22 protein-coding genes and 1 tRNA gene are annotated in these 21,325 nt (G+C 69.8%); 8 read left to right on the top strand and 15 right to left on the bottom strand.

The features are described from left to right. Positions 1-106: 106 nt before the first annotated feature. The 5 genes from JOE53_RS00905 to JOE53_RS00885 all read right to left on the bottom strand — a co-directional run bounded on the left by JOE53_RS00905 (position 107) and on the right by JOE53_RS00885 (position 4,941). Complete coding sequence (locus tag JOE53_RS00905) at positions 107-598, bottom strand: hypothetical protein (protein WP_061683079.1); 492 nt, start codon at positions 596-598, stop codon at positions 107-109. After that, entirely contained in the window at positions 595-1,290 is a 696-nt protein-coding gene (locus tag JOE53_RS00900; protein WP_204946480.1) for an SDR family oxidoreductase, read from the bottom strand. Before JOE53_RS00900 ends, JOE53_RS00905 begins: the two co-directional genes overlap by 4 nt. A gap of 25 nt (positions 1,291-1,315) precedes the next feature. Further along, on the bottom strand, positions 1,316-2,542 hold the full coding sequence (locus JOE53_RS00895; protein WP_204946479.1) for a saccharopine dehydrogenase family protein: 1,227 nt from the start codon (positions 2,540-2,542) through the stop codon (positions 1,316-1,318). 47 nt (positions 2,543-2,589) lie between these two features. Then, positions 2,590-4,140, bottom strand: coding sequence for an APC family permease (locus JOE53_RS00890; protein ID WP_039416430.1), 1,551 nt, complete (start codon positions 4,138-4,140; stop codon positions 2,590-2,592). A gap of 207 nt (positions 4,141-4,347) precedes the next feature. Further along, a complete protein-coding gene (locus tag JOE53_RS00885) occupies positions 4,348-4,941 on the bottom strand; it encodes a TetR/AcrR family transcriptional regulator (RefSeq protein ID WP_005050627.1) in 594 nt (197 codons plus the stop codon). A gap of 76 nt (positions 4,942-5,017) precedes the next feature. On the opposite strand from JOE53_RS00885, the gene JOE53_RS00880 reads away from it, so the two are divergent. Together JOE53_RS00880 and JOE53_RS00875 are read left to right on the top strand one after the other, a co-directional pair. Beyond that, positions 5,018-5,404, top strand: coding sequence for a DUF1304 domain-containing protein (locus JOE53_RS00880; protein WP_005050629.1), 387 nt, complete (start codon positions 5,018-5,020; stop codon positions 5,402-5,404). Positions 5,405-5,455: 51 nt separating this feature from the next. Beyond that, positions 5,456-6,466 carry an NADP-dependent oxidoreductase gene (locus JOE53_RS00875; protein ID WP_204946478.1) on the top strand — a complete coding sequence of 337 codons (1,011 nt, stop codon included), beginning with the start codon at positions 5,456-5,458 and terminating at the stop codon, positions 6,464-6,466. 113 nt (positions 6,467-6,579) lie between these two features. On the opposite strand, the gene JOE53_RS00870 is transcribed toward JOE53_RS00875, so the two are convergent. The 3 genes from JOE53_RS00870 to JOE53_RS00860 form a co-directional block, all read right to left on the bottom strand. Beyond that, entirely contained in the window at positions 6,580-7,590 is a 1,011-nt protein-coding gene (locus JOE53_RS00870) for a tocopherol cyclase family protein (protein WP_204946477.1), read from the bottom strand. Between the two features lie 39 nt (positions 7,591-7,629). Then, a complete protein-coding gene (locus JOE53_RS00865) occupies positions 7,630-8,340 on the bottom strand; it encodes a VIT1/CCC1 transporter family protein (protein ID WP_005050633.1) in 711 nt (236 codons plus the stop codon). Positions 8,341-8,565: 225 nt separating this feature from the next. Then, a complete protein-coding gene (locus JOE53_RS00860; RefSeq protein ID WP_204946476.1) occupies positions 8,566-9,105 on the bottom strand; it encodes a YaeQ family protein in 540 nt (179 codons plus the stop codon). A 72-nt stretch (positions 9,106-9,177) separates the two neighbouring features. Here JOE53_RS00860 and JOE53_RS00855 point away from each other — a divergent pair, with 72 nt between their 5' ends. The 3 genes from JOE53_RS00855 to JOE53_RS00845 all read left to right on the top strand — a co-directional run bounded on the left by JOE53_RS00855 (position 9,178) and on the right by JOE53_RS00845 (position 13,094). Then, positions 9,178-10,356, top strand: coding sequence for a sensor histidine kinase (locus JOE53_RS00855; protein WP_204946475.1), 1,179 nt, complete (start codon positions 9,178-9,180; stop codon positions 10,354-10,356). 101 nt (positions 10,357-10,457) lie between these two features. Then, positions 10,458-11,348 carry an aldo/keto reductase gene (locus tag JOE53_RS00850; RefSeq protein ID WP_204946474.1) on the top strand — a complete coding sequence of 297 codons (891 nt, stop codon included), beginning with the start codon at positions 10,458-10,460 and terminating at the stop codon, positions 11,346-11,348. A gap of 174 nt (positions 11,349-11,522) precedes the next feature. Next, on the top strand, positions 11,523-13,094 hold the full coding sequence (locus JOE53_RS00845) for an amino acid permease (protein ID WP_204946473.1): 1,572 nt from the start codon (positions 11,523-11,525) through the stop codon (positions 13,092-13,094). Positions 13,095-13,112: 18 nt separating this feature from the next. Here JOE53_RS00845 and JOE53_RS00840 read toward each other — a convergent pair whose 3' ends face one another. The 3 genes from JOE53_RS00840 to JOE53_RS00830 all read right to left on the bottom strand — a co-directional run bounded on the left by JOE53_RS00840 (position 13,113) and on the right by JOE53_RS00830 (position 14,515). Beyond that, positions 13,113-13,556, bottom strand: a complete 444-nt coding sequence (locus JOE53_RS00840; protein WP_036287062.1) for a MarR family winged helix-turn-helix transcriptional regulator — start codon at positions 13,554-13,556, stop codon at positions 13,113-13,115. A gap of 43 nt (positions 13,557-13,599) precedes the next feature. Continuing rightward, the gene (locus JOE53_RS00835; RefSeq protein ID WP_204946472.1) at positions 13,600-14,019 is read right to left on the bottom strand and encodes an SRPBCC family protein; all 420 of its coding nucleotides are present in this window, start codon (positions 14,017-14,019) and stop codon (positions 13,600-13,602) included. Between the two features lie 405 nt (positions 14,020-14,424). Then, positions 14,425-14,515 (bottom strand) — tRNA-Ser (locus JOE53_RS00830). A 123-nt stretch (positions 14,516-14,638) separates the two neighbouring features. Here JOE53_RS00830 and JOE53_RS00825 point away from each other — a divergent pair. After that, positions 14,639-16,036, top strand: a complete 1,398-nt coding sequence (locus JOE53_RS00825; protein ID WP_061682770.1) for an MFS transporter — start codon at positions 14,639-14,641, stop codon at positions 16,034-16,036. Here the strand turns inward: JOE53_RS00825 and JOE53_RS00820 are convergent. Next, entirely contained in the window at positions 16,006-16,710 is a 705-nt protein-coding gene (locus tag JOE53_RS00820) for a DUF899 domain-containing protein (protein WP_204946471.1), read from the bottom strand. The genes JOE53_RS00825 and JOE53_RS00820 overlap by 31 nt on opposite strands. Positions 16,711-16,823: 113 nt before the next feature. On the opposite strand from JOE53_RS00820, the gene JOE53_RS00815 reads away from it, so the two are divergent. Next, a complete protein-coding gene (locus JOE53_RS00815; RefSeq protein WP_061682772.1) occupies positions 16,824-17,777 on the top strand; it encodes an L-lactate dehydrogenase in 954 nt (317 codons plus the stop codon). A 62-nt stretch (positions 17,778-17,839) separates the two neighbouring features. Beyond that, entirely contained in the window at positions 17,840-19,195 is a 1,356-nt protein-coding gene (gene radA, locus JOE53_RS00810; protein WP_061682773.1) for a DNA repair protein RadA, read from the top strand. A 117-nt stretch (positions 19,196-19,312) separates the two neighbouring features. Here the strand turns inward: radA and JOE53_RS00805 are convergent, their stop codons facing one another. From JOE53_RS00805 to JOE53_RS00795, 3 genes are all read right to left on the bottom strand, one after another. Next, positions 19,313-19,720 (bottom strand): hypothetical protein, encoded by a 408-nt coding sequence (locus JOE53_RS00805; protein ID WP_061682774.1) that lies wholly within the window; start codon positions 19,718-19,720, stop codon positions 19,313-19,315. A gap of 328 nt (positions 19,721-20,048) precedes the next feature. Then, the gene (locus tag JOE53_RS00800; RefSeq protein ID WP_231860840.1) at positions 20,049-20,732 is read right to left on the bottom strand and encodes a hypothetical protein; all 684 of its coding nucleotides are present in this window, start codon (positions 20,730-20,732) and stop codon (positions 20,049-20,051) included. Positions 20,733-20,783: 51 nt separating this feature from the next. Beyond that, complete coding sequence (locus JOE53_RS00795) at positions 20,784-21,317, bottom strand: amino-acid N-acetyltransferase (RefSeq protein WP_061682775.1); 534 nt, start codon at positions 21,315-21,317, stop codon at positions 20,784-20,786. Between the last annotated feature and the right edge of the window lie 8 nt (positions 21,318-21,325).

The raw sequence follows: 21,325 nt of genomic DNA, 5'->3' as shown, positions 1-21,325 counted from the left end.
ATCCTCGCACCAATATGTTTCACATGACAACAAATATGGACCCGCGGCACCGAGCGCGCCGCGACGGGCGAGAACCAGCGGCGCACCGTGCGGCAGCGCAGCCGCGTCAGCGCAGCGAGAGCTGGTCGTCGAGGTAGTCGGCCAGCGGCCGACGCACGCCGGCCGCCGTCCACGTCACCAGCGGGATGCCGTCGACGAGCACCAACGGCCCGGAGCGCTCACCCCGGCGCACGGCGTCGAGGTCGATCTGCGTCGCACCCAGGTGCAGCACCTCGCCGTCGGCGAACCCGCCGCGCGCCGCCGCGGCCGCACGCTCCGAACGGGCGCGCTGCGCCTCCGCCGTGTAGCCGCGGACCGCCTCGGCGCGGGCGCGGAGGATCTCGCCGGTGGCATAGACCTCGGCATCCGCGATGAGAAGCACGCCGACGTGCCACGCCTCGCCGACCGGCACGATCCGCGGAGCGCGGCCGAAGCCCAGCAGCCGCCGGCTGTGGGCCCAGTCACCCAGACGTTCGCGCGGCGATCCCGCCAGACGACGGCGGGCGTCGGAGAGCACGGTGTCGAGCAGGTCGGCGCCGGCGGCGACCTCGTCGGTCATCGCGGGCCGGGTCGGACGGTCAGATCGCTGATGACCGCGTCACGCGGAAGATCGAGCGCCGTGAGCACGGCCGTGACGACCGACGCCGGGTCGATCCACCGGTCGGGGTCGTAGTCCGCCCCCTCCTGCGCGTGGACCTGCGCCTGCATGGGGGTGGCGGTGCGCCCGGGATACACGCTCGTCACGCGCACGCCGTGCTCGGCCTCCTCGCCGCGGAGGGCGTCGGCGAGGGCCTTGAGCCCGTGCTTGGATGCCGCGTACGCCGCCCACTGCGGATGCGCGGTGAGACCCGCGCCCGAATTGACGAACACCACCTGGCCACGGGCAGCGCGCACCCGCGGCAGCAGCAGCCGGGTCAGCTCGGCGGGCGCGGTCAGGTTCACGGCCAGCTGGCTCTCCCACGCCGATACCGGCAGATCGCCCACGCGGCCGAGTTCGACGATGCCCGCGGCGTGGATGACGCTGTCGATCCGGTCGGGGATGCCGTCGGCATCCTGCACCGCGTCGGCGAGCACGCCCGGGCGCGTGAGGTCGGCGACCACCGTGACGCTGCCCGGGAACGCGTGCGCCAGATCGTCGGCACGGGCGGCATCGCGCACGACGAGCACGAGGCGGTCGCCGCGCGTCGCGAGCCGCTCGGCGATGAGGTTTCCGATGCCGGAGCCCGCTCCGGTGATCACGTGGGTGGTCATCTGACCATCCTCGCACCGCGGTGGTTCAGACCGCCCTGTCCTCCATCCCCCACGGCGATCCGTAGCCGGCGGGCGCGGGCGCGGCGAGCAGGTCGAGGAACGGCTTCGCGTCGAAGGCCTCGGGGCCGAGCACGCCGGTACCGGTCCACACCCTCGTGGCGAGCAGCTCGAGCGCGATGACCGGGTTGATGGCGGTCTGCCAGACGACCGCCTGCGAACCGTACTCGCGCATCGTCTCCTCGTTGTCGGCCACGTGGTACAGGTACGTCGAGCGCGGCCGGCCGTCGATGCCCGTGCCCGTCACCCACACGCCGGCGCACGTCTTGCCGCTCATCTTGTCGCCGATGGTCGCGGGGTCGGGAAGGCACGCGGCGACCACGTCGCGCGGCGAAACCTCCACGCCCTTGACGTTGACCTTCGCGGTGCTGTCCAGGCCGAGCTTGTGGAGGGTCTTCAGCACGCCGATGAACTCGTCGCCGAGGCCGTACTTGAACGTCACGCGCTTCGCCTTCGTCCAGCGCGGCATGAGCAGCACCTCCTCGTGCTCGACGTTGACGCATTCCACCGGACCGATCCCGCCCGGAAAGTCGAACACCTCGGGCTCGCTGAACGGCTCCGTCGTGTACCAGCCGCGGTCCTTCTCGTAGATGACAGGCGGGTTGAGGCACTCCTCGATCGTCGTCCAGATCGAGAACGACGGTGCGAAGTCGTAGCCGGCCACCACGAGGTTCGCTCCGTCGCGCACGCCGAGCTCGTCGATCTCGCTGAACAGGTGATCTTCGGCATAGCGGGCGAAGACGTCCGACAGCCCCGGCTCGACCCCGATGCCGACGAGGGCGAGCCGACCGGCATCCTTCCACTGGCTGTCCTTGGCGAACTGCTCGTCGCCGAGCTTGACGCCCGGCAGCGCGTGCGGCTGCTCCGGGTGGGGCGTGGAGAGGCTCATCGCCATGTCGAGGTAGGTCGCTCCGGCGGCCAGCGCACCGTCGAAGATCGGCATGACGAAGCGCGGGTCGACCGCGTTGAGCACGTGGGTGATGCCGTGCGCCTCGATGAGCCCCGCCACCGCATCGGCGCGCGAGGCGTCGACCTGCGCCGCCTCCACCCGCGGGTCGGCGACCTCGTCGACGAGCGCCTGCGGGCGCGCCGGGTCGTAGTCGGCGACGACGAGCTTCTCGAAGAAGTCGCGGCGGACGGCGATGCGGACGGCGGCCGAGCCGACGCCTCCGGCGCCGACGATGAGGATACGCATGAGATTCCTTGTCGTTGAGAGGAAGGGGATGCCGACAGGCGCGGTCGTCAGATGCCGCCGTCGATGGAGCGGATGATGTCGCCGGGCTCCTCGGGAACGAGCACCGGGGTCTCGCGGTTCAGAGAGCGCCCCTGGAAGAACGGCTTCGAGCGCGGGAAGAGGTACCAGACGAACATCAGCACGACGCCGACGAGCAGCGCTCCGATGCCCACGACGAAGGTGCCGCCGATGCCGAGCAGCACCGTGTTGCCGTAGTTCACGTCGAACATATCGATGGCGGACTGCACGAAGGCGAAGGTCAGCATCAGGGCCCCGAGCAGAGGGAAGATGCCCTTCACCCACAGCTCACGCGTCGAGTTGCGCAGGTCACGGCGGAAGTACCAGACGCAGGCGTAGCCGGTGATGGCGTAGTAGAACGCGATCGCGAGGCCGAGCGAGGAGATCGAGTCCTGCAGGATGTTGTCGCTGATCAGCGTCATGCCGAGGTAGTAGCAGATGGCCACGGTGCCGCCGACGATCGTCGAGAACGACGGCGTCTTGTACACCGGGTGCACGTCCTTGAACCGCGCGGGCAGTGCGCGGTAGACGCCCATCGCGAGCGTGCCGCGCGCGGTGGGCAGGATGGTCGTCTGCGTCGAGGACACGGCCGAGATCAGCACGGCGACCACGAGCAGCCAGCCCCACGGGCCGAGCAGGCCGTCCTTGATCGCGAGGAAGAAGTCGTCGGCGTTGTCGGGGTTGGCCAGACCCGGCCCGTCCTCGCCGAGCCCGGCGTACATCATGGCGGCGATCGTGACCGAAACGTAGGTGAACAGCAGGATGACGGTGGTCAGCAGCGCCGCGCGCCCCGGGATGCGCTTGGGGTCCTTGGTCTCCTCGTTGAGGGCGAGGCACGAGTCCCAGCCCCAGTAGATGAACAGGGCGAGCAGCACGGCCTCGGTGAAACCGTGGTAGTCGGTGAACGCGAACGGATTCAGCCAGTTCCAGTCGAAGGGGGTGGGAGCGGGGGCGTTGCCCGCGAAGAACTCCCAGAGCGCCGCGACGACGAAGATCGCGAGGGCCAGGTACTGCACGCCGAGCAGCACGTTCTGGATGCGCTCGCCGATCTCGACACCGCGCCAGCTCACCCACGTCATCGATGCGATGAACAGCACGGCCACGAGGATGATGCGCCAGTCGTTGTTCTCGAGTTCCATGCCGAACAGCGCCCAGAAGTAGATCGAGCCGATCTGCGCGAGGTTGGCGAGCACGACCATGCCCGCGATCGCGACGCCCCAGCCGCCCATCCAGCCCACCCACGGCCCGAAGGCCTTCGTCCCCCACGTGAAGGTCGTGCCGCAGTCGGGGATCTTGTTGTTCAGCTCGCGATACGCGAACGCCGTGAACAGCATCGGGACGAACGCGATGATGAAGGCGATCGGCGCCTGCGCCCCCACGGCGAGGACGACGAAGCCGAGCGTCGCGACCAGGGAGTAGACGGGGGCCGTCGACGCCAGGCCGATGACGGTCGACCCCCACAGCCCCAGGGTGCCGGCGGCGAGGCCCTTGCCGTCGCCGCGTTCCAGATGAATCGGTGTGGTGCTGCCGAAGTCGCTCATCGCTCTTCTCCGCCCTCGCAACGTCATGGGTGCACCGTCGTCCCCAGTGACGCGGTGAGGGAAGACTAGAACGACACGATGCGCACGCGCGCACGACGCGAGGGCGAATCTGTGGCGCCCCCTCCGCCACCGCGTACATCACCCCGCCCGCCGGCACCCCCGCCCCCGGTCGTTGAGCGAGCGCAGCGAGTCGAAACGCCGACACCCTCAGTCGGCGGCGCCCTCGGCATCCACCAGGGCGGCGGCGGTCTCGAGACTGCGTATCGCTTCGGGAGCCGACGGGCGGACGAGAGCGAACGCCGCGACGACGAGCCCCGTGACGGCGTCGGCGAGGCGCGCACGGCGCGCGGCGGATGCCGCGGGCACCGCGACATCGACGCCGCGGCCGATCGCGGTCCGCAGCTCGGCACGGTAGTCGTCGATCACGTGCGCGACGTCGGAGTCGCGCGCGACGGGCGCTCCGGCGGCGTTGATGAGCAGGCAGCCGTGCGCGGCGGGCATCGAGCCGACACGGGCGAAGGCGTCGGCGAGGCCGCTGAGGTACGCGCGGAGCGCCCCGGCCTCGACGGTCTCCGCCTCGAGCGGGGCGAGTCGCGGACGCACGACCTCGTCGAGGTAGCTCTGCACCGCCTCGTCGAACAGGCCGCGCTTGGAGTCGAATGCGTTGTAGATGCTGGAGCGGTTGAGCCCGGTCGCCGCCTCGAGCCCCGCGATCGAGGCGTCCTCGTACCCGTGCTCCCAGAAGAACTGGCGGGCGGCGCGCACGACGGCGCCGCGATCGAACTCCCGAGTTCTCGCCATGACATCCACCCCGATTTCTAAAACGACCGTTTCAGTATATATTGAACCAGTCAGTTCAGAAACAGGAAGATCCCCCATGGTCGTCGTCGGTCTCGTGCTCGCCTCCCTCGCGGCACTCCTACACGTGTTCATCTTCTGGCTCGAGTCCATCGCCTGGACCACGCCGCGCGCCCGTGCCACGTTCGGCACCAGCGCCGAAGAAGCTCAGGCCACGCGCGAGATGGCCTTCAACCAGGGCTTCTACAACCTGTTCCTCGCCGTGCTGGTCGCCATCGGCGTCGTCCTCTTCGCCACCGGCGCCACCGCGGCGGGTGCGGCCCTCGTCTTCGCCGGCACCGGCTCGATGACCGCCGCGGCGCTCGTGCTGCTGCTCTCCAGCCCCGACAAGGCCGCCGCCGCGCTCAAGCAGGGCACCCTCCCCGCGCTCGGCATCGTCGCCCTCGCGATCGGCCTGCTGATCTGACGCACCGTCGTCGCGCGCCCCCGACCTCACTCCATCCCACAAGGAGAACGAATGACAGACGCCACCAGCACTCAGATCCAGCTCGCCGCCCGCCCCGTCGGGTGGCCCACCCGCGATGACTTCCACGTCGCGACGGTCACCTACGGCGCTCCGCCGGCCGGCGAGGTGCGCGTGCGCAACGAGTTCGTCTCCGTCGACCCCTACATGCGCGGCCGCATGAACGACACCCGCAGCTACGTCGCCCCCTACGCCCTCGGCGAGACCATCACCGGCGGCGCGGTCGGGCGTGTGGTGGCCTCGGCATCCGACGACCTTCCGGTGGGCACCGTCGTGCTGCACCAGCACGGCTGGTCGGACGTGGTCCAGGCGGATGCCGCGACCTTCCGCACCATCCCGGAGATCCCCGGCGTGCCGCTCTCACTGAACCTGCACATCCTCGGCATGACCGGTCTCACCGCCTACGTCGGACTCACCGCCATCGCGCACCTGAAGCCCGGCGACACCGTGTTCGTCTCCGGCGCCGCCGGCGCCGTCGGCACCGCCGTGGGCCAGATCGCCAAGCGCCTGGGCGCTGGTCGGGTCATCGGCTCGGCCGGAACTCCGGAGAAAGTCGCCCTCCTGACCGAGAAGTACGGCTATGACGCCGCTTTCAACTACAAGTCCGGAGATGTGCGCACACTTCTCGCGGAGGCCGCGCCCGACGGCATCGACGTGTTCTTCGACAACGTCGGCGGCGACCACCTCGAGGCGGCGCTCGACGCCTTCAACGACGGCGGACGAGCAGCTCTGTGTGGCGCCATCACCGGCTACAACAGCACCGAGCGCCGGCCCGGTCCCGACAACATGTCGAACATGATCACGCGCGCCCTCACGATGCGGGGCTTCACGCTCGCCGCGTACCTGCACCTGGCCCCCGAGTTCCAGCAGAAGATGTCGGGCTGGTTCGCCGAGGGCGGCATCGTCTACGACGAGACGATCGTCGACGGCATCGAGAACACCGTCGACGCCTTCCTGTCCATGATGCGCGGCGCCAACACGGGAAAGATGCTCGTGCGCATCTGATCGCCCGCCCACCCGGGCAGACCCGCAGAATCGGGGTCGCGTTGCGTCGCCAGCTGAGGCTGGTTACGACGGAATGCGACCCCGATCCGCGTGTGAGGCCGCAGAGGGGCGGGTCAGCGCAGGGCGAGCAGGCGCGCGGTGTCGCCGAAGACCTCCAGCCCCGCGCACGCGCCGACGCCCTCCAGGAGCACGCGCCCCGCGGCATCCGTGTGCCGGATGATCACGCGGGCATCGAGCGTCTCTTCCACGCGCTGGTGCATCGCGGTGCGCAGCGGCGCGTGCAGCAGGCCCCCGCGCACGCGCTCGGCCTCGAGTTCGAGCCGCCCGTCGGGACCCTCCATGCTCCACCCCACGCGGTCGTCGTCGATGGTGAGGCTGCGCTCCCGGGACCGGTTGTAGGTGGTCCAGCGGTGCAGACGACCGCCGTGGCGAAGTCCCACGATCGAGCCGCGGAACGAGCCCCGCAGCCACGGGATGATGGCGACGGATGCCACGAGTGAGGCGTCCGTCGCACCGCCGCCGACCGGGTCGATGTGGTTCGACGCAAGCCAGACGTACCCCGCGGGAAACGCCTGACCCCAGTCCTTCTCGATGTAGCCGCGCCCGCCGTCGAACGCGACCTGCTCGCCCTCGACCTGCAGCGTGCCGGTGAGGTCGTGCCCGAACGACACGACGCCGTGGAAGCACTCCATGAACGGCACGAGCCCGTACCAGCCCATGATTCCCGGCTCGCGAAACGTCACCGGCCACGGCTGCAGGGGTGTGGCGTACGAGATGCGCCCCCGCAGCTGGGGCAGATCGAGGGTCACTCCTTCGGAATCGAAGGTGTTTGCGCCCACGCGCACCTCGAACCGCCGGTCGGATGCCGCGAACTCCTCGAGGTCGAAGCGGTGGTACCACGCCCGACCCCCGACGCCGTCGAGCACCTGGACGAACGCCTCGTCTGCCGGCATGTCGCCGCGGCCATCGCCGCGGAACACTCCCGGGATCACGGCCCACCGATGCGCGCGGTCGGCGGAGACGAGCTTGACGTACCAGCCCTCGAAGTACGGCCGCCCGGCGCCGCGGCCGTGGAAAGCCTCGGGATGCCGGGCCCCGCGCAGATACGCCATCGGAGTCCGCATGCGGCTCACCCTACGCCGGGCGCACGCCGACGCGGTGGGTCAGCCGACGGCGGTGCCGAAGAGGGTGCCGACGAGGAAGGTGGCACCCAGCGCGAGCGCGCCGCCGATGACCGTCCGCATGATGGCGCGGCCGCGGTTGGCGCCGCCCAGCCAGGCGGCGAGGTAGCCGGTGACGGCGAGGGCGAGCAGCACGGACACGAACGTCCAGACGAGGCGCGCCGGATGCGGCAGGAGGAGGATCGTCGCCATCGGAAGAAGAGCGCCCACGAAGAAGGCGACGGCCGAGGCGAACGCGGCGTGCCACGGACTCACCACGTCGTCCTGCTCGATGTTCAGCTCGGCCGACAGGTGCGCGGCGAGCGCGTCGCGCGCGGTCAGCTCGGTCGCGACGCGCGTGGCCGTCTCCTCGCTGAGTCCCTGCTCGCGGTAGAGACCGACCAGTTCGACGAACTCGGCCTCCGGATCGTCGGCGAGTTCTTTGCGCTCCTTCTCGATGAGCGCGTGCTCGCTGTCGCGCTGGCTGGAGACCGACACGTACTCCCCCAGCGCCATGGAGATCGCCCCGCCGACGAGGGCGGCCGACCCGGCGAGCAGAACCGGCATGACCTCGGCCGTCGCGCCGGCCACGCCGACGACGACCGCCGCCGTGGAGACGATGCCGTCGTTCGCGCCCAACACTCCGGCGCGCAGCCAGTTGAGCCGCTGCGCGACGCCGCCGCGGTGCGGCTCGTCGGGGTGCGAGGATTCCATCTCGGTCATCCCGTCACCGTATGCCGACCGCCGCGGGCGGCGCCACCAAGGCAAGCCTAAGCAAACCCCGCATCCCCGCGCGCCCGCCGGTCATCGAGCGCGCGCAGCGAGCCGGAACGCCGACACCGCGGTCACGAACTCCGCAGAAAGCGACGAACTCCGCACCGCTCAGCGGCGATGGATGCGGAGTACGCACGATCCTGCGGAGGTGCGCGGTGCGGCGCGTCAGGCCAGTGCGTGCTCGTGCAGCGCCGACGACAGGCTCGTCCCGTTGACGTCGAGGTAGAGCTGGGCCTCCGTCACGGAGAGGGTGACGGCGTTGCGCCGCTCGACGGCGTCGGCGGCGGCATCCACGAATCCGGCATCGAACGTTCGCAGCACGATGTCGTCGGCGCGGTGGATCTTCTTGCCCGCCCACAGGGGCAGCAGCTTGGCCGGGTCGCGGTGACTGTAGACGACGGTGCGCTCGGCGAGCTTGCTGCCGCGGTGCAATCGGTCGGCGTCGGGAGCCCCGACTTCGATCCATGCCGTGATCGCCCCGGTCACGTCCCGCGCGAGAACGGCGGGTTCGTCGGTGGCCGAAACACCCTCGGTGAACGCGATGCCGTCCGCGTACTCGAGGCAGTAGGCGAGCAGGCGCGTCACCATGAACGCGCCCGTCTCGGACGGATGCTGCGCCATCCGCAGCGACAGTTCTTCGTACACGCCGCGGTCGATGTCGGCCACCTGGACGTCGAAGGTGTGCATCACTGCGCCGGTCGCCATGGGTCCAGCCTAGGTGCCCGCCACGGCGGAGCCCGCCGTTATCCTGGTCACAGCCGACAGGAGAGAACGCGTATGCCGATCACCGACACCGCTGCCCGTCTCGAGGCGATCGCCGACTACCGCATCGTCGGCGCACCGGCGGAGCCGAACCTCGAAGGCCTGGCTCGGCTCGCGAGGACGCTGTGCCACGCCGGCGGCGCCGCGGTGAACATCATCGACGACCGCTACCAGTATGCGGTCGCGACCGTCGGGATCGAGCCGGGCACCTGCACGCGCGAGGACTCGATGTGCGCCGTCGTGCTCCCTGACGCCCGGCACGTGTTCGTCACCGACGCGAGCATCGACGAGCGCTTCGCCGAGAACCCCTTCGTGACCGGCGTACGCGGCCGCGTGCGCTTCTACGCCTCCAGCCCGCTCATCACTCCGGCGGGCGTCGCGATCGGAACGCTCTGCGTCTTCGACGAGCATGCCGGCACTCTCACCGCGGAGCAGAGCTCCGCCCTGGATCTGCTGGCCGGGCACACCGTGGAGGTGCTGGAACTGCGCCGGCTGACGCACGAGCTGGAGCGCTCCAACGATCAACTCGCGCACTTCGCCGGTCAGATCAGCCACGATCTGCGCAACCCGCTCACGGCTCTCATGGGCCAGATCGATCTCGCCCTGGACGGCGTGGACGACGGCGACGGGTCGCGCGCGACCCACGCGCTACGTCGGGCGGATGCCGCGGCGGCGCGGATGAACGTCATGATCACCGAGCTGCTCGCCTATGCACGGGTGGGCGGCGCCGAGGCCCACCGCGAACGCGTCGCGCTGGGACCGATCGTGGAGGGCGTGATCGCCGACCTCGAACGAGCCGTCGCCGCGTTCGATGCCCGCATCACCGTGCGCATCGATCCCGACGACGCCATCGTCTGCGACCCGGCACTGATCGCGGTGCTGCTGCAGAACCTCCTCGCCAACGCCCTCAAGTTCGCGGCATCCGCCGGTGTCGCGCCCGTCGTCGAGCTCGACGCGCAGCACGGGCCGACGGGGTGGGCGATCACCGTCGACGACAACGGTCCGGGTGTGGCGGCGCCGCTGCGCGACCGCGTGTTCGACATCATGGAGCGCGGCGACGCCGCCGACGTGCCCGGACTCGGGCTGGGCCTTGCCACCTCCCGGCGCATCGTGCAGGCCCACGGCGGGCGCATCGGCATCGAGGACGCGGCGCTCGGGGGCGCACGCCTGCGGGTGAGCCTCCCCTCGGACTGACCGCCTCCGGACCGTCCGGATCGTCCGGGCGGCCCCGGGGTCGCAGGCATGCGGCAGAGTGGAGCGCGTACGTCGTCGTACGACCGACCGGAAGGAACCCCATGCAGCAGCGCACGATCGGACCGTTCACCGTCTCCGCGGTCGGGCTGGGCGCCATGCCGGTCTCGATGAACAACGACAACGAGCTGCCCGACCGCGCCGATGCGATCGGGACGGTGCACGCCGCGCTGGATGCCGGGGTCACCTTCATCGACACCGCCGACATCTACGCGCCCTCGTGGGATCAGATGGGTCACAACGAGCGCATCGTGCGTGACGCGCTCGCTTCGTGGGACGGCGACACGAGCGGCATCCTGGTCGGAACGAAGGGCGGCATCACGCGCACCGCCGAGAAGGACTTCGGCCGCGACGGATCGCTCGGCTACCTGCGCTCGGCGGTGCAGCGCTCGATGGAGAACCTCGGTGTCGAGGTCATCGACTTCTACCAGTACCACCGCCCCGACCGGTGGATGGTGTACGGCGAGATCATGCAGAACCTGAAGATCTTGCAGGACGAAGGTCTCGTGCGGGCACTGGGCATCTCCAATGCGAGCGTCGAGGAGATCGCGATCGCCGAGCAGGTGCTCGGCGCGGGCAACCTCGTGAGTGTGCAGAACCAGTTCTCGCCGCGGTATCCGGGCAGCTTCGGCGAACTGCGGTACTGCGACGCGCACGGCATCGCCTTCCTGCCGTGGAGCCCGCTCGGCGGTACCGGCGGGGCAGGACGCACGGTGGGCGAACGCTTCGGCGTCTTCCGCGAGATCGGCGAGGCGCACGGGGTGAGCGCGCAGCAGGTCGTGCTCGCGTGGGAGCTCTCCCTGAGCCCTCGCGTCGTGCCGATTCCGGGGGCGCGACGCGCGGCATCCATCACCGACTCCGCACGCGCCGCCGATCTCGTGCTCGACGCGGACGAGCTGGCGCGCTGCTCCGCCGCGGTCGGCCTCGAGCTCTGACGCCGCGTCTCGACTCGCTGCGCTCGCTCAACGACCGGGAGCCGCCGTCCCCAGCCGATCGTTGAGCGGGCGGCACAGTCGTGAGTCGAAACGCCCCCGACCATCGGCTGATTTTTCACGACACGCGTGCGCACGTGCCACACGGGCGAAATACGCCGCCTCCATGATTGCGGGATGACGGACAACGAGGCGCTCTCGCGCATGGATCCCGAGGACGCCCGCGAGAACGCGCGCGAGCTGACGGGAGATCGCACCGAGGCCGCGCAAGACTTCTCCAGCGAGGACGCCGGGTACCACAAGACGCTGCGCCCACGACAGATTCAGATGATCGCCATCGGCGGCGCGATCGGAACGGGTCTGTTCATGGGCGCCGGCGGCCGCCTCGCCTCCAGCGGCCCCTCGCTGATCCTCGTCTACGCCGTGTGCGGGTTCTTCGCCTTCCTCATCCTGCGCGCGCTCGGCGAGCTGGTGCTGCACCGCCCCTCGTCCGGCTCCTTCGTCTCGTACGCCCGCGAGTTCTACGGCGAGAAGCTCGCGTACGGCGCGGGGTGGATGTACTTCCTCAACTGGGCCATGACCTCCATCGTGGACGTCACCGCGGCGGCCCTGTACGTGAAGTTCTGGGCACAGTACTGGCAGCCGTTGCAGCAGGTGCCGCAGTGGACGATCGCCTTGATCGCCCTGGTGGTCGTGCTCTCGCTCAACCTCGTGAGTGTCAAGCTGTTCGGCGAGATGGAGTTCTGGTTCGCGCTCATCAAGGTCGCCGCGCTCGTGATCTTCTTGATCGTCGGCACCTGCTTCCTGATCTTCAACGGTGCGACCGATGTCGGAGCCACGGGCTTCAGCGTCATCGCCGACAACGGCGGGATCTTCCCGATGGGCTTCGTCGCGCCGCTCCTGGCGATCTCCGGCGTCGTCTTCGCCTACGCCGCGATCGAGCTCGTCGGCACCGCCGCGGGCGAGACCGCCCACCCGGAGAAGGTCATGCCGAAGGCGATCAACACGGTCGTCTTCCGCATCGCGATCTTCTACGTCGGGTCGATCCTGTTGCTGTCTCTCCTGCTGCCGTTCAGCACCTACGAGGCCGGACAGTCGCCGTTCGTGACGTTCTTCTCGCACATCGGCTCCCCCGAGACCGGTGCGATCGCGGGTTCGGTGATGAACTTCGTCGTGCTGACCGCCGCACTGTCGAGCCTCAACGCGGGCCTGTACTCCACGGGCCGCATTCTCCGCTCGATGTCGGTGAACGGCTCGGCGCCCGCCTTCACCGCGAAGATGAGCAGGAACGGGGTGCCCTACGGCGGCATCCTGCTGACGGCCGTCATCACCCTCGCGGGCGTCGGCATCAACGCACTGTGGCCCTCGCAGGCGTTCGAGATCGTGCTCGAGGTATCAGCTCTCGGCATCATCGGCGGCTGGGCGACCATCATCCTCTGCCAGCTCAAGCTCGTGAAGTGGGCCAAGGAGGGCAGGCTCCAGCGTCCGTCCTTCCGCCTGTTCGGGGCGCCGTTCACGTCATATCTCACGCTCGCGTTCCTCGTCTTCGTGCTCGTCACGATGGGCTTCTCCGAGACCGGCAGGTGGGTGCTGGCGTCGCTCATCGTGCTGATCCCGGCGCTCATCGTCGGCTGGTTCGGAGCCCGCGGCAAGATCCAGGTCGCCGTCGCGGCACGGGAGGGCTACACGGGCACCTACCCGGTGATCGCCGAGCGCCAGGCGACAGAGGCGGCCAAGCGGCGCCGTTGATCGAGTTGTCGTTACTGATCAGCGATCCAGATGCGAGAGGTGCTCGAGGAGCGACATCGGCGCGGCCGAACGTGGGCCGAAGAACTCCTCGTCGGCCGCCTCGACCGCGGCGTTAGCTGTGCGTGCTTTGTCGGCCCCTGCAGCGGTGGCCAGCACGCGCCGCGCCCTGGCGTCAGCGGGGTCGACGCGCCGTTCGACGAGCCCCTTTGCTTCCAGCGCGCGGAGCACCTGCGAGACCATCATCGGGTCGGTGCGCACGGTCTGGGCGAGGTCGACCTGGGTCATCCCCTCGGGGTCGGCTCGCCAAGTGAGGGCGGCGAGCAGCACGAATTGCACGTGCGTCAGGTCGAAGGGTGCGAGCGTCCGGCGCATCACGGCCTGCCAACGATTGGTCACGCGCCAGAGCATGAAGCCCGGGCTGGCATCGTCGGACTCGAATCGCGTGTTCAACCCCGCTGTCATGCGTCGTTCTTCGTCTCCTCGATCGGCACCGAGAACCACTCTGTCACGGGGTCTCGACGAGTGCGATGAGACGATCGAGATCCTCCGGGACCGAGCCCGAGAACCCCTTGAAGGCCGTCCGCGCCCACACCCGCGCGAGGGGACCGGTCATCCACACGCGGACGGTGAGCGTGGACCCATTGGGCGCGGACTCGACCGTGTGTCGGAACGTGAGGCGTGCCCCCGGCACGCTGCTGACGTCGGTGTACACGCGGTCCTGCTCGCACTCGGAGATCGTGAACCGGGTCTTCGGGCCGCCCACCGGCTTCAATACGCCCCGTGTGCCGGCGCGCACGGGGCCCTCCACACGCACCCACTCGGTGTCGGGCGACCACTCCGGCCATGACGCGTGGTCGATCCATCGCGCGAAGTAGTCTGCGGGAGCAGCGGAGGAGGTGCGGACGGCGGCAGCGAGTTCGATCATGGATTTAATATGCGCGCTTACTATGCGGATGTCAAGTGCCGTGACATTCGGGCCTGCCCGGTGCTCGTGATCAACGAGCACCGGCGCCGATATGGTCACCTCATGTCGATCCCCGCTGACAGACCCCTCGCCACGACCGCAACGGACTCGCGCTCGCGGGCGTCGTCATCGCAGGCGTCGGCGTCGCCGTGACGCTGGTGATCGTGTTCATGCTCGGCGCCACCCTGGTGGATGCCGGGCAGACCTGCGCTCGCCTCGGAGAAGGCGTGCACACCGTGGGCCCGCGACCTATACCTGCGGCCCCGGCTCCTTCTACGTCCGCTATGGCGGCTGACCGGCAGCGAAAGCACCGACGACGAAGGCCCCGACATCCGCGCGATTTCGCGGGAGTCGGGGCCTTCGTGATGGCGGTGACGGTGGGATTTGAACCCACGGTAGGGGGTTACCCTACACAACTTTTCGAGAGTTGCACCTTCGGCCGCTCGGACACGTCACCGCCGACTAGCTTACGACACTCCGCGGGATGCCGCGAACCGGCTGCAGCGAGGGCGGCCCTGCCCACCGCCTTCACGATGTCGCCGGGGCCGCCTAGCGTGAGGGGCATGGGTAAGCACCGGTGATGGCGCCGCCGATGACACCGCAGCAGCGGCTCGTGCTCCTGATCGCCATCCTGGGATCCTTCGTCGCTTTTCTCGACGGCACGATCGTCAACGTCGCCCTGCCGGCCATCGCCCGCGACCTGGGCGGCGGCCTGTCCACGCAGCAGTGGACGGTCGACGCGTATCTGGTCACCCTCGGCGCGCTCATCCTCGTCGCGGGCGCCGTGAGCGATGCTTTCGGCCGCATCCTCGTGCTGCGCATCGGCCTCATCGGCTTCGGCATCGCCTCGGTCGCCGTCGCCCTGTCCCCCTCCCCCGAGCTGCTCGTCGCGGCGCGCGCGGTGCAGGGCGCGGCGGGGGCATTCCTCGTCCCGAGCTCGCTCGCCCTCATCACCGCCACGATGCACGAACCGCTGCGCTCCCGCGCGATCGGCATCTGGACGGCATCCACCACCGCGGCCATGATCGTGGGCCCCCTGGTGGGCGGACTGATCGTCGACAACTCCTCGTGGCGATGGGCGTTCGGGATCAACCTCCTTCCCATCGTCGTCGCCCTGTGGCTGCTCACCCGACTCACCCACCGCGACGAGCGCCGCGCCGGCGCCCACGTCGATGTGCTCGGGGCGATCATGTGCACCCTCGGCCTCGGCGCGGCCGTCTTCGCCCTCATCGAGCAGCCGAACCTCGGCTGGGGGTCCCCGGCGATCTGGATGCCGGGGCTCGCCGGCCTCGTCCTGCTCGCCGGGTTCGTGTGGCGCCAGCGTCACGTTCCCGATCCGATCCTGCCCCTCGACCTCTTCCGCAGCCGCAACTTCTCCGCCGGCAACCTCTCGACTCTCTTCATCTATGCCGCCCTGTCGCTCAACGGCTTCGTGCTCGCGATCTATCTGCAACAGGGCGCGGGCCTCAGCGCCACCCTCGCCGGACTCGCGAGCCTGCCGACGACACTGCTCATGATCGCCCTGAGCGCACGCATCGGCGCTCTGGTCGGACGGTGGGGACCCCGGCTGTTCATGACCGCAGGCCCGCTGATCATGGCCGGCGGCGCCCTGCTCCTGCTTCTCGTCGCCGATGACTTCGACTACTGGTGGCAGGTGCTGCCGGGGATGATCGTGTTCGGTCTGGGACTCGCGCTCACGGTGTCGCCGCTGACGTCCACGATCCTCGGCGCAACCGACCCGCACCGCTCCGGCATCGCCTCGGCCGTCAACAACGCCGTCGCCCGCGTCGCGGGGCTCCTCCCGATCGCCGCGCTTGCGGTCATCACGGGCGGAACCCTCGATCTCGCGGGCTTCCACCGCGCGGCGATCACGACGGCCGCGCTCCTCGTCGTCGGCGGCCTCGTCGCGCTCGGCGGCATCCGCAACCCGACCTCCGCCGGGCGGGCTCAGCCGGCCGCGGATCCTCCCGGCCCGTAGAGCGCTGCAATGCCGGCCGACCCGATGCCGCCCTCGTACGTCGGATGCTGCGGCCACCCTGGCGGCGAATCCTCCCACGCCTCCTGGCGCCCGTAAGGCAGCACATCGACGAGGCCGTGGAGGTGCCCGAGTTGCTCGGTGCCGCGCCCGTCGGTGTGCCACGTGCGGTACACCTTCTCGCCGTCGCGCAGGAACACGTTGACCGCGAACCCCGCGTCCGGCGGCGCCCCCATGTCGACCCCGAACGGACTGTGCGCCGTCGAATACCAGTCCATGCGATTGCCGACCCGCTCCTTGTAGGCGAGCGCCTCATCGATGGGTCCCTGCGTCACGATGACGAACCGCGCGTCGTAGTCGTCGAGGAACTCCAGCCGCGTGAACTGGGCCGTCCAACCCGTACAGCCCGGACACTGCCACTGCTTCCCGTCCGTCCACATGTGGCTGTAGACGATCAACTGCCGCCTGTCGCCGAAGAGGTCGACGAGCCGCACGGGACCGTCGGGACCCTCGAGAACGTAGGCGGGCAGCTCGACCATCGGCAGGCGCCGCCGCTGGGCCGCGATCGCGTCGAGCTCGCGCGTGGCCGCCTTCTCGCGCACGCGCAGAGCGGCCAACTCGCGTCGCCACGTCTCGAGATCGACCACCGGGGGCAGCGCAGGGGCATCTTCCGTCATGCGGCCATCGTTCGCCCCTCGGATGCCGGCCGCAAGACCCCCTGCACGCCACGGTTTCGCACGGCTGCTGCACGCGGTGGCCGCGGCATCCCCCGGCCTGTCAGACTGGAGCCATGAGCGTGATCGAGAACTCGAAACTGACCGTCGTCGGCGCAGGAGCGGTCGGATCGTCCGTGGCCTACGCGGCCCTCATCCGCGGCTCCGCGCGCCACGTCGCCCTCTACGACATCGCCGCCGAGAAGACCGAGGCCGAGGTGCTCGATCTCGCCCACGGCGCCCAGTTCACCGGGTCGAGCGACATCATCGGCGGTGCCGACATCTCGGTCGCGAAGGGCTCGCACGTCGTCGTGATCACCGCCGGCGCGAAGCAGAAACCCGGCCAGACGCGCATCGAGCTGGCCGGCGTCAACGCCAACATCCTCAAGTCGATGATGCCGCAGCTGCTCGACGTCGCCCCCGATGCCACGTTCGTCATCGTCACGAACCCGTGCGATGTGCTGACGGTGCTCGCGCAAGAGGCCACCGGCCTGCCCTACGAGCGGATCTTCGCGTCCGGCACCGTGCTGGACACCTCGCGCCTGCGCTGGAAGATCGCGCAGCGCGCGGGCGTCTCCATCTCCAGCGTGCACGCCTACATCGTGGGCGAGCACGGCGACACCGAGTTCCCGCTGTGGTCGCACGCGACTGTCGGCAACGTCCCGATCCTCGACTGGCAGCCGCTCGACGGCCAGCCGAAGTTCACGGTCGAGGAGCTCGACCAGATCGCCGTCGACGTGCGGGATGCCGCTTACAAGGTCATCCAGGGCAAGGGAGCGACCAACTACGCCATCGGCCTGTCCAGCGCCCGCATCGTCGAGGCGATCCTCGACGACGAGCACGCGGTCATGCCGGTCTCGGCGGTGCTCGACGACTTCCACGGCGTCAGCGGTGTCGCCCTGTCGGTGCCCGCGGTCGTCTCGGCCGCCGGCGCCGTGCCGATCCGCGAGACGTCGTTCTCCGGCCACGAGCTCGGCCTGTTCCGTCGCTCGGCCGATGCGCTCCGCGAGGTCGCCGATTCCCTGCGCTGATCGTTCGCCCCGCCCGCGGGGCGCCCGACGCCACTGTCGGATGCCGCGACTAGCCTGAATGCATGGCATCCAAGCGCACCGCGACCACGAGCGCGTACCGCTGCACGGAGTGCGGCTGGACGAGCGCGAAGTGGGTCGGGCGGTGCGGCGAGTGCCAGCAGTGGGGAACGGTGGTCGAGGCGGTGTCGTCGGCTCCGGTGCACGCGGTGGCGCCGCTCACTCCCACCCGTGCGGCGCGCCCCATCACCTCGATCGACACCCGCGAGACACCGCGACGGACCACCGGCGTCGGCGAGTTCGACCGCGTGCTGGGCGGTGGGCTCGTGCCGGGAGCGGCGATCCTGCTGTCCGGCGAGCCCGGCGTCGGAAAGTCGACGCTGCTGCTCGAGGTCGCCGCACAGACCGCCCGGGCCGGTCGGCGCGTACTGTACGTCAGCGCCGAGGAATCGCTCGGACAGGTGCGGTTGCGCGCTGAGCGCACGGGGGCCCTCCACGACGAGCTCTATCTCGCGAGCGAGACCGACCTCGCGACCATCCTGGGCCACGTCGACGACACACGTCCCGAGCTGTTGATCGTCGACTCGGTGCAGACGGTCGCCTCCAGCCTCGTCGACGGAGCCCCGGGGCATCCCAGCCAGGTGCGCGAGGTGGCGTCGACGCTCATCCGCGTGGCGAAGGAACGCGATCTTCCGGTCATCATCGTCGGCCACGTCACGAAAGACGGGCAGGTCGCGGGGCCGCGCGTGTTGGAGCACCTGGTCGATGTCGTGTGCCACTTCGAGGGCGATCGGCAGACCGCGCTGCGTTTCGTCCGCGCCCTGAAGAACAGGTTCGGTGCGACCGACGAGGTCGGCTGCTTCGAGCAGACCAGTAGCGGCATCGCCGAGGTGCCCGACCCGAGCGCCCTGTTCCTGGGCCACGGGTCACGCGAACCCGGCACCTGTGTGACGATCGCCATGGAGGGGCGCCGCGCCCTGCCGGTCGAAGTGCAGGCGCTCACGCTGCCCGGCTCGGGACCGAACCCACGACGCATCGTCAGCGGCGTCGACGGCGCGCGCGTGGCGATGGTGCTCGCGGTGCTGGAGAAGCGCGCCGGCATCCGGGTGTCCGACCAGGACGTCTACGTCTCCACCGTCGGCGGCGTGCGCCTGATCGAGCCGGCCGCCGACCTCGCCATCGCCCTCGCCGTCGCGAGCGCGATCACGGGGCGCGCCACCCCGAAGGGGCTGGTCGCCATCGGCGAGCTGAGCCTCGCCGGCGAAGTGCGAGCGGTCACCTCCCATGAGCAGCGCCGCAACGAGGCGAACCGGGTCGGCTACCGATCCGTCGTCGACACGGCATCCCGCGACCTGCGCGGCGCCCTGCGTGACCTCGCACAACGCCATCCCGTCGAACCGGGCGACCGCCCCGACTTCTGATCGCACCGCGTTTCGACTCGCTGCGCTCGCTCAACGCCCGGGGGGTATCCATCTGTCGTTGAGCGAGCGCGCGCAGCGTCCGAGTCGAAACGCCCGCACCGGCCGCCGCGACGCGCGTCAGGCTTCGACCGCGAGCGCCGCCAGCAGATCCGCCGGGGCAGCCTGCATCGCGTGCGGTCCCGCGATGTCGAAGAACACCGTGGTGATCTCGGATTCGTGAGCCGTGAGGAAGGCGCGCAGCCAGTCGGGCGACTGCAGCGCGACGGCTGGGGGAAGAGCGGCGGGCTTGTTCGCGGCATCGCTGAACAGCAGCAGCGCGATGTCGCCGGTGTTCGAGTCGCGGTACGTCCAGACCTCGCCGGTGTCGCGCGGATCGTCGCGCTGCCCCGGCCGCAGGAGGGGGACCACCGTCGGACCGTGCCGCAGGGCGAACGCCAGCGCGGCCATGTCCTGCGTCTGCAGGGCATCCGCGAGCTGCGTGTTGCGGAATTCGAGCGGAGTCTTCGCGCGCTTCTTCCCGGCCATCCCTCCAGCATACGAGGGGCCTCGCACGCCGCGGCGGCTCGCCGGCCGCGCGCGACATCACGGACCCCGGCCAGAAAAGGCGGGCCCTCTCGATCCCCACATTGGGGGCTGGGAGGATCGAGAGGGCCTGGGCTCATCGGGCAATCTGCCGAACGCCGGTCTTGGGGGTGACACGACGACCGCCGTTGGGGGCGACGGTGGCTCACCACGAGAGCTAAAAACAAGGGTAGCCGCGCCCGCGGCGTGCAGGGACGCTCTCAGATGAGAAATCCCCCAGAGTCAGAGATATATCGCTATCTAGATATCGCCGACGGGCAAGAACACGGGTTCAGCGCAGTTCGAATACCTTCGTGTCCGCCGCCTGGATGCCGCCGATCGAGACCGACAGGTGGTAATAGCCGGGCGAGGCCTGCGGCCGCGACGATCCGCAGGTGTCGACCGACGATCGCGTGCGGTCCCACTGCAGCGGCGTCACGCTCGAGACCGTCTGGCCCGCTGCCAGCTGAACGACCTGATCGCTCGACTCCGACTGGCAGTCGGTCGAGCGCCACCACGTGTCGGTGCCGCTGGTGATCACGAACGACTGTGTGGCGGTTCCCACGTTGATCAGGCACGGCGCACCCGATGTGTTCGAGAGCGTGATCGACAGTTTGGGCAGCTCGCCGGCGCTGTACACGTCCTGATCAGTGACCGCCTGCACCGAGATGGCCGCAGTCGAACACGCCGCAACCGTGGGCGCCGTCCCCGACGCGTCGGAGGTGGGGTTCGGTGCCACCGGCGCCGCTGAGGCTTCCGCGGGCGCCGCCGACGCGGGAGGAGTCGACGCCGACGCGACGGGCGTGGTGACCGACGGGCTCGATGCGGGCACGGCAGCCTGTGACCCGCGCCACGGCTGCCAGATCGCGAGGACGATCGCCGCGATGATGACGAGGACGATCAGCACGGCGACGAGCCGGCGGCGCCGGTAGACGGCGGGGCTGGGGCGTCGCGAACGGCGCGTCGGGGTGCTCACTCCTCCAGGCTAGGGCGCGGCATCCCCGTCTCCTGCCGGGGCGCGCGGGGCTCAGAGGTTCTTCAGCATGCGCGTATTGCCGAGCGTGTTCGGCTTGACGTGCGCGAGGTCGAGGAACTCCGCGACACCCTCGTCGGGGCTGCGCAGCAGCTGCGAATACACGTCGGGGTCGACGACCTGCTCACCGATGGGCGTGAAACCGCGACGACGGAAGAAGTCGACCTCGAAGGTGAGACAGAACAGCCGCGACAGACCGAGGTCGATCGCGCGGGCCTCCAGCTGCGTCACGATCGCGCCGCCGACACCGTGATGCAGCCAGTCCTCCGCGACGATGAGCGTGCGAATCTCGCCCAGGTCCTCCCACATCACGTGCAGGGCGCCGCAGCCGATGAGCTCGCCGTCCTGCTCGGCGACGACGAACTCCTGCACCGATTCGTACAGGGTGACGATCTCCTTGCCGAGGAGGATCCGCCGCTGCACCCACGGCTCGAGAAGGGTGAGGATGCCGCGGACATCCGAGGTCCGCGCGGGCCGGACGACGGGGCGGGCCGGGCTGGTGCCTTCGGTGGGGTCGGCAAGGGTCACCGATCCAC

This window comes from Microbacterium laevaniformans, assembly GCF_016907555.1.
GTDB lineage: Bacteria > Actinomycetota > Actinomycetes > Actinomycetales > Microbacteriaceae > Microbacterium > Microbacterium laevaniformans.
Note: the sequence above shows the minus strand (reverse complement) of the source record. Positions and strands in the feature narration are given on the sequence as shown.

Excerpts from the sequence above, each read along its gene's own strand:
- JOE53_RS00850 (WP_204946474.1), top strand. The coding sequence starts at position 10,458 with ATGCAGCAGCGCACGATCGGACCGTTCACCGTCTCCGCGGTCGGGCTG.
- JOE53_RS00845 (WP_204946473.1), top strand. The coding sequence starts at position 11,523 with ATGACGGACAACGAGGCGCTCTCGCGCATGGATCCCGAGGACGCCCGC.
- radA (WP_061682773.1), top strand. The coding sequence starts at position 17,840 with ATGGCATCCAAGCGCACCGCGACCACGAGCGCGTACCGCTGCACGGAG.
- JOE53_RS00885 (WP_005050627.1), bottom strand. The coding sequence starts at position 4,941 with ATGGCGAGAACTCGGGAGTTCGATCGCGGCGCCGTCGTGCGCGCCGCC.
- JOE53_RS00815 (WP_061682772.1), top strand. The coding sequence starts at position 16,824 with ATGAGCGTGATCGAGAACTCGAAACTGACCGTCGTCGGCGCAGGAGCG.
- JOE53_RS00895 (WP_204946479.1), bottom strand. The coding sequence starts at position 2,542 with ATGCGTATCCTCATCGTCGGCGCCGGAGGCGTCGGCTCGGCCGCCGTC.
- JOE53_RS00890 (WP_039416430.1), bottom strand. The coding sequence starts at position 4,140 with ATGAGCGACTTCGGCAGCACCACACCGATTCATCTGGAACGCGGCGAC.
- JOE53_RS00875 (WP_204946478.1), top strand. The coding sequence starts at position 5,456 with ATGACAGACGCCACCAGCACTCAGATCCAGCTCGCCGCCCGCCCCGTC.
- JOE53_RS00825 (WP_061682770.1), top strand. The coding sequence starts at position 14,639 with ATGGCGCCGCCGATGACACCGCAGCAGCGGCTCGTGCTCCTGATCGCC.
- JOE53_RS00905 (WP_061683079.1), bottom strand. The coding sequence starts at position 598 with ATGACCGACGAGGTCGCCGCCGGCGCCGACCTGCTCGACACCGTGCTC.
- JOE53_RS00820 (WP_204946471.1), bottom strand. The coding sequence starts at position 16,710 with ATGACGGAAGATGCCCCTGCGCTGCCCCCGGTGGTCGATCTCGAGACG.
- JOE53_RS00880 (WP_005050629.1), top strand. The coding sequence starts at position 5,018 with ATGGTCGTCGTCGGTCTCGTGCTCGCCTCCCTCGCGGCACTCCTACAC.
- JOE53_RS00900 (WP_204946480.1), bottom strand. The coding sequence starts at position 1,290 with ATGACCACCCACGTGATCACCGGAGCGGGCTCCGGCATCGGAAACCTC.
- JOE53_RS00840 (WP_036287062.1), bottom strand. The coding sequence starts at position 13,556 with ATGACAGCGGGGTTGAACACGCGATTCGAGTCCGACGATGCCAGCCCG.
- JOE53_RS00855 (WP_204946475.1), top strand. The coding sequence starts at position 9,178 with ATGCCGATCACCGACACCGCTGCCCGTCTCGAGGCGATCGCCGACTAC.
- JOE53_RS00860 (WP_204946476.1), bottom strand. The coding sequence starts at position 9,105 with ATGGCGACCGGCGCAGTGATGCACACCTTCGACGTCCAGGTGGCCGAC.
- JOE53_RS00865 (WP_005050633.1), bottom strand. The coding sequence starts at position 8,340 with ATGGAATCCTCGCACCCCGACGAGCCGCACCGCGGCGGCGTCGCGCAG.
- JOE53_RS00805 (WP_061682774.1), bottom strand. The coding sequence starts at position 19,720 with ATGGCCGGGAAGAAGCGCGCGAAGACTCCGCTCGAATTCCGCAACACG.
- JOE53_RS00835 (WP_204946472.1), bottom strand. The coding sequence starts at position 14,019 with ATGATCGAACTCGCTGCCGCCGTCCGCACCTCCTCCGCTGCTCCCGCA.
- JOE53_RS00870 (WP_204946477.1), bottom strand. The coding sequence starts at position 7,590 with ATGCGGACTCCGATGGCGTATCTGCGCGGGGCCCGGCATCCCGAGGCT.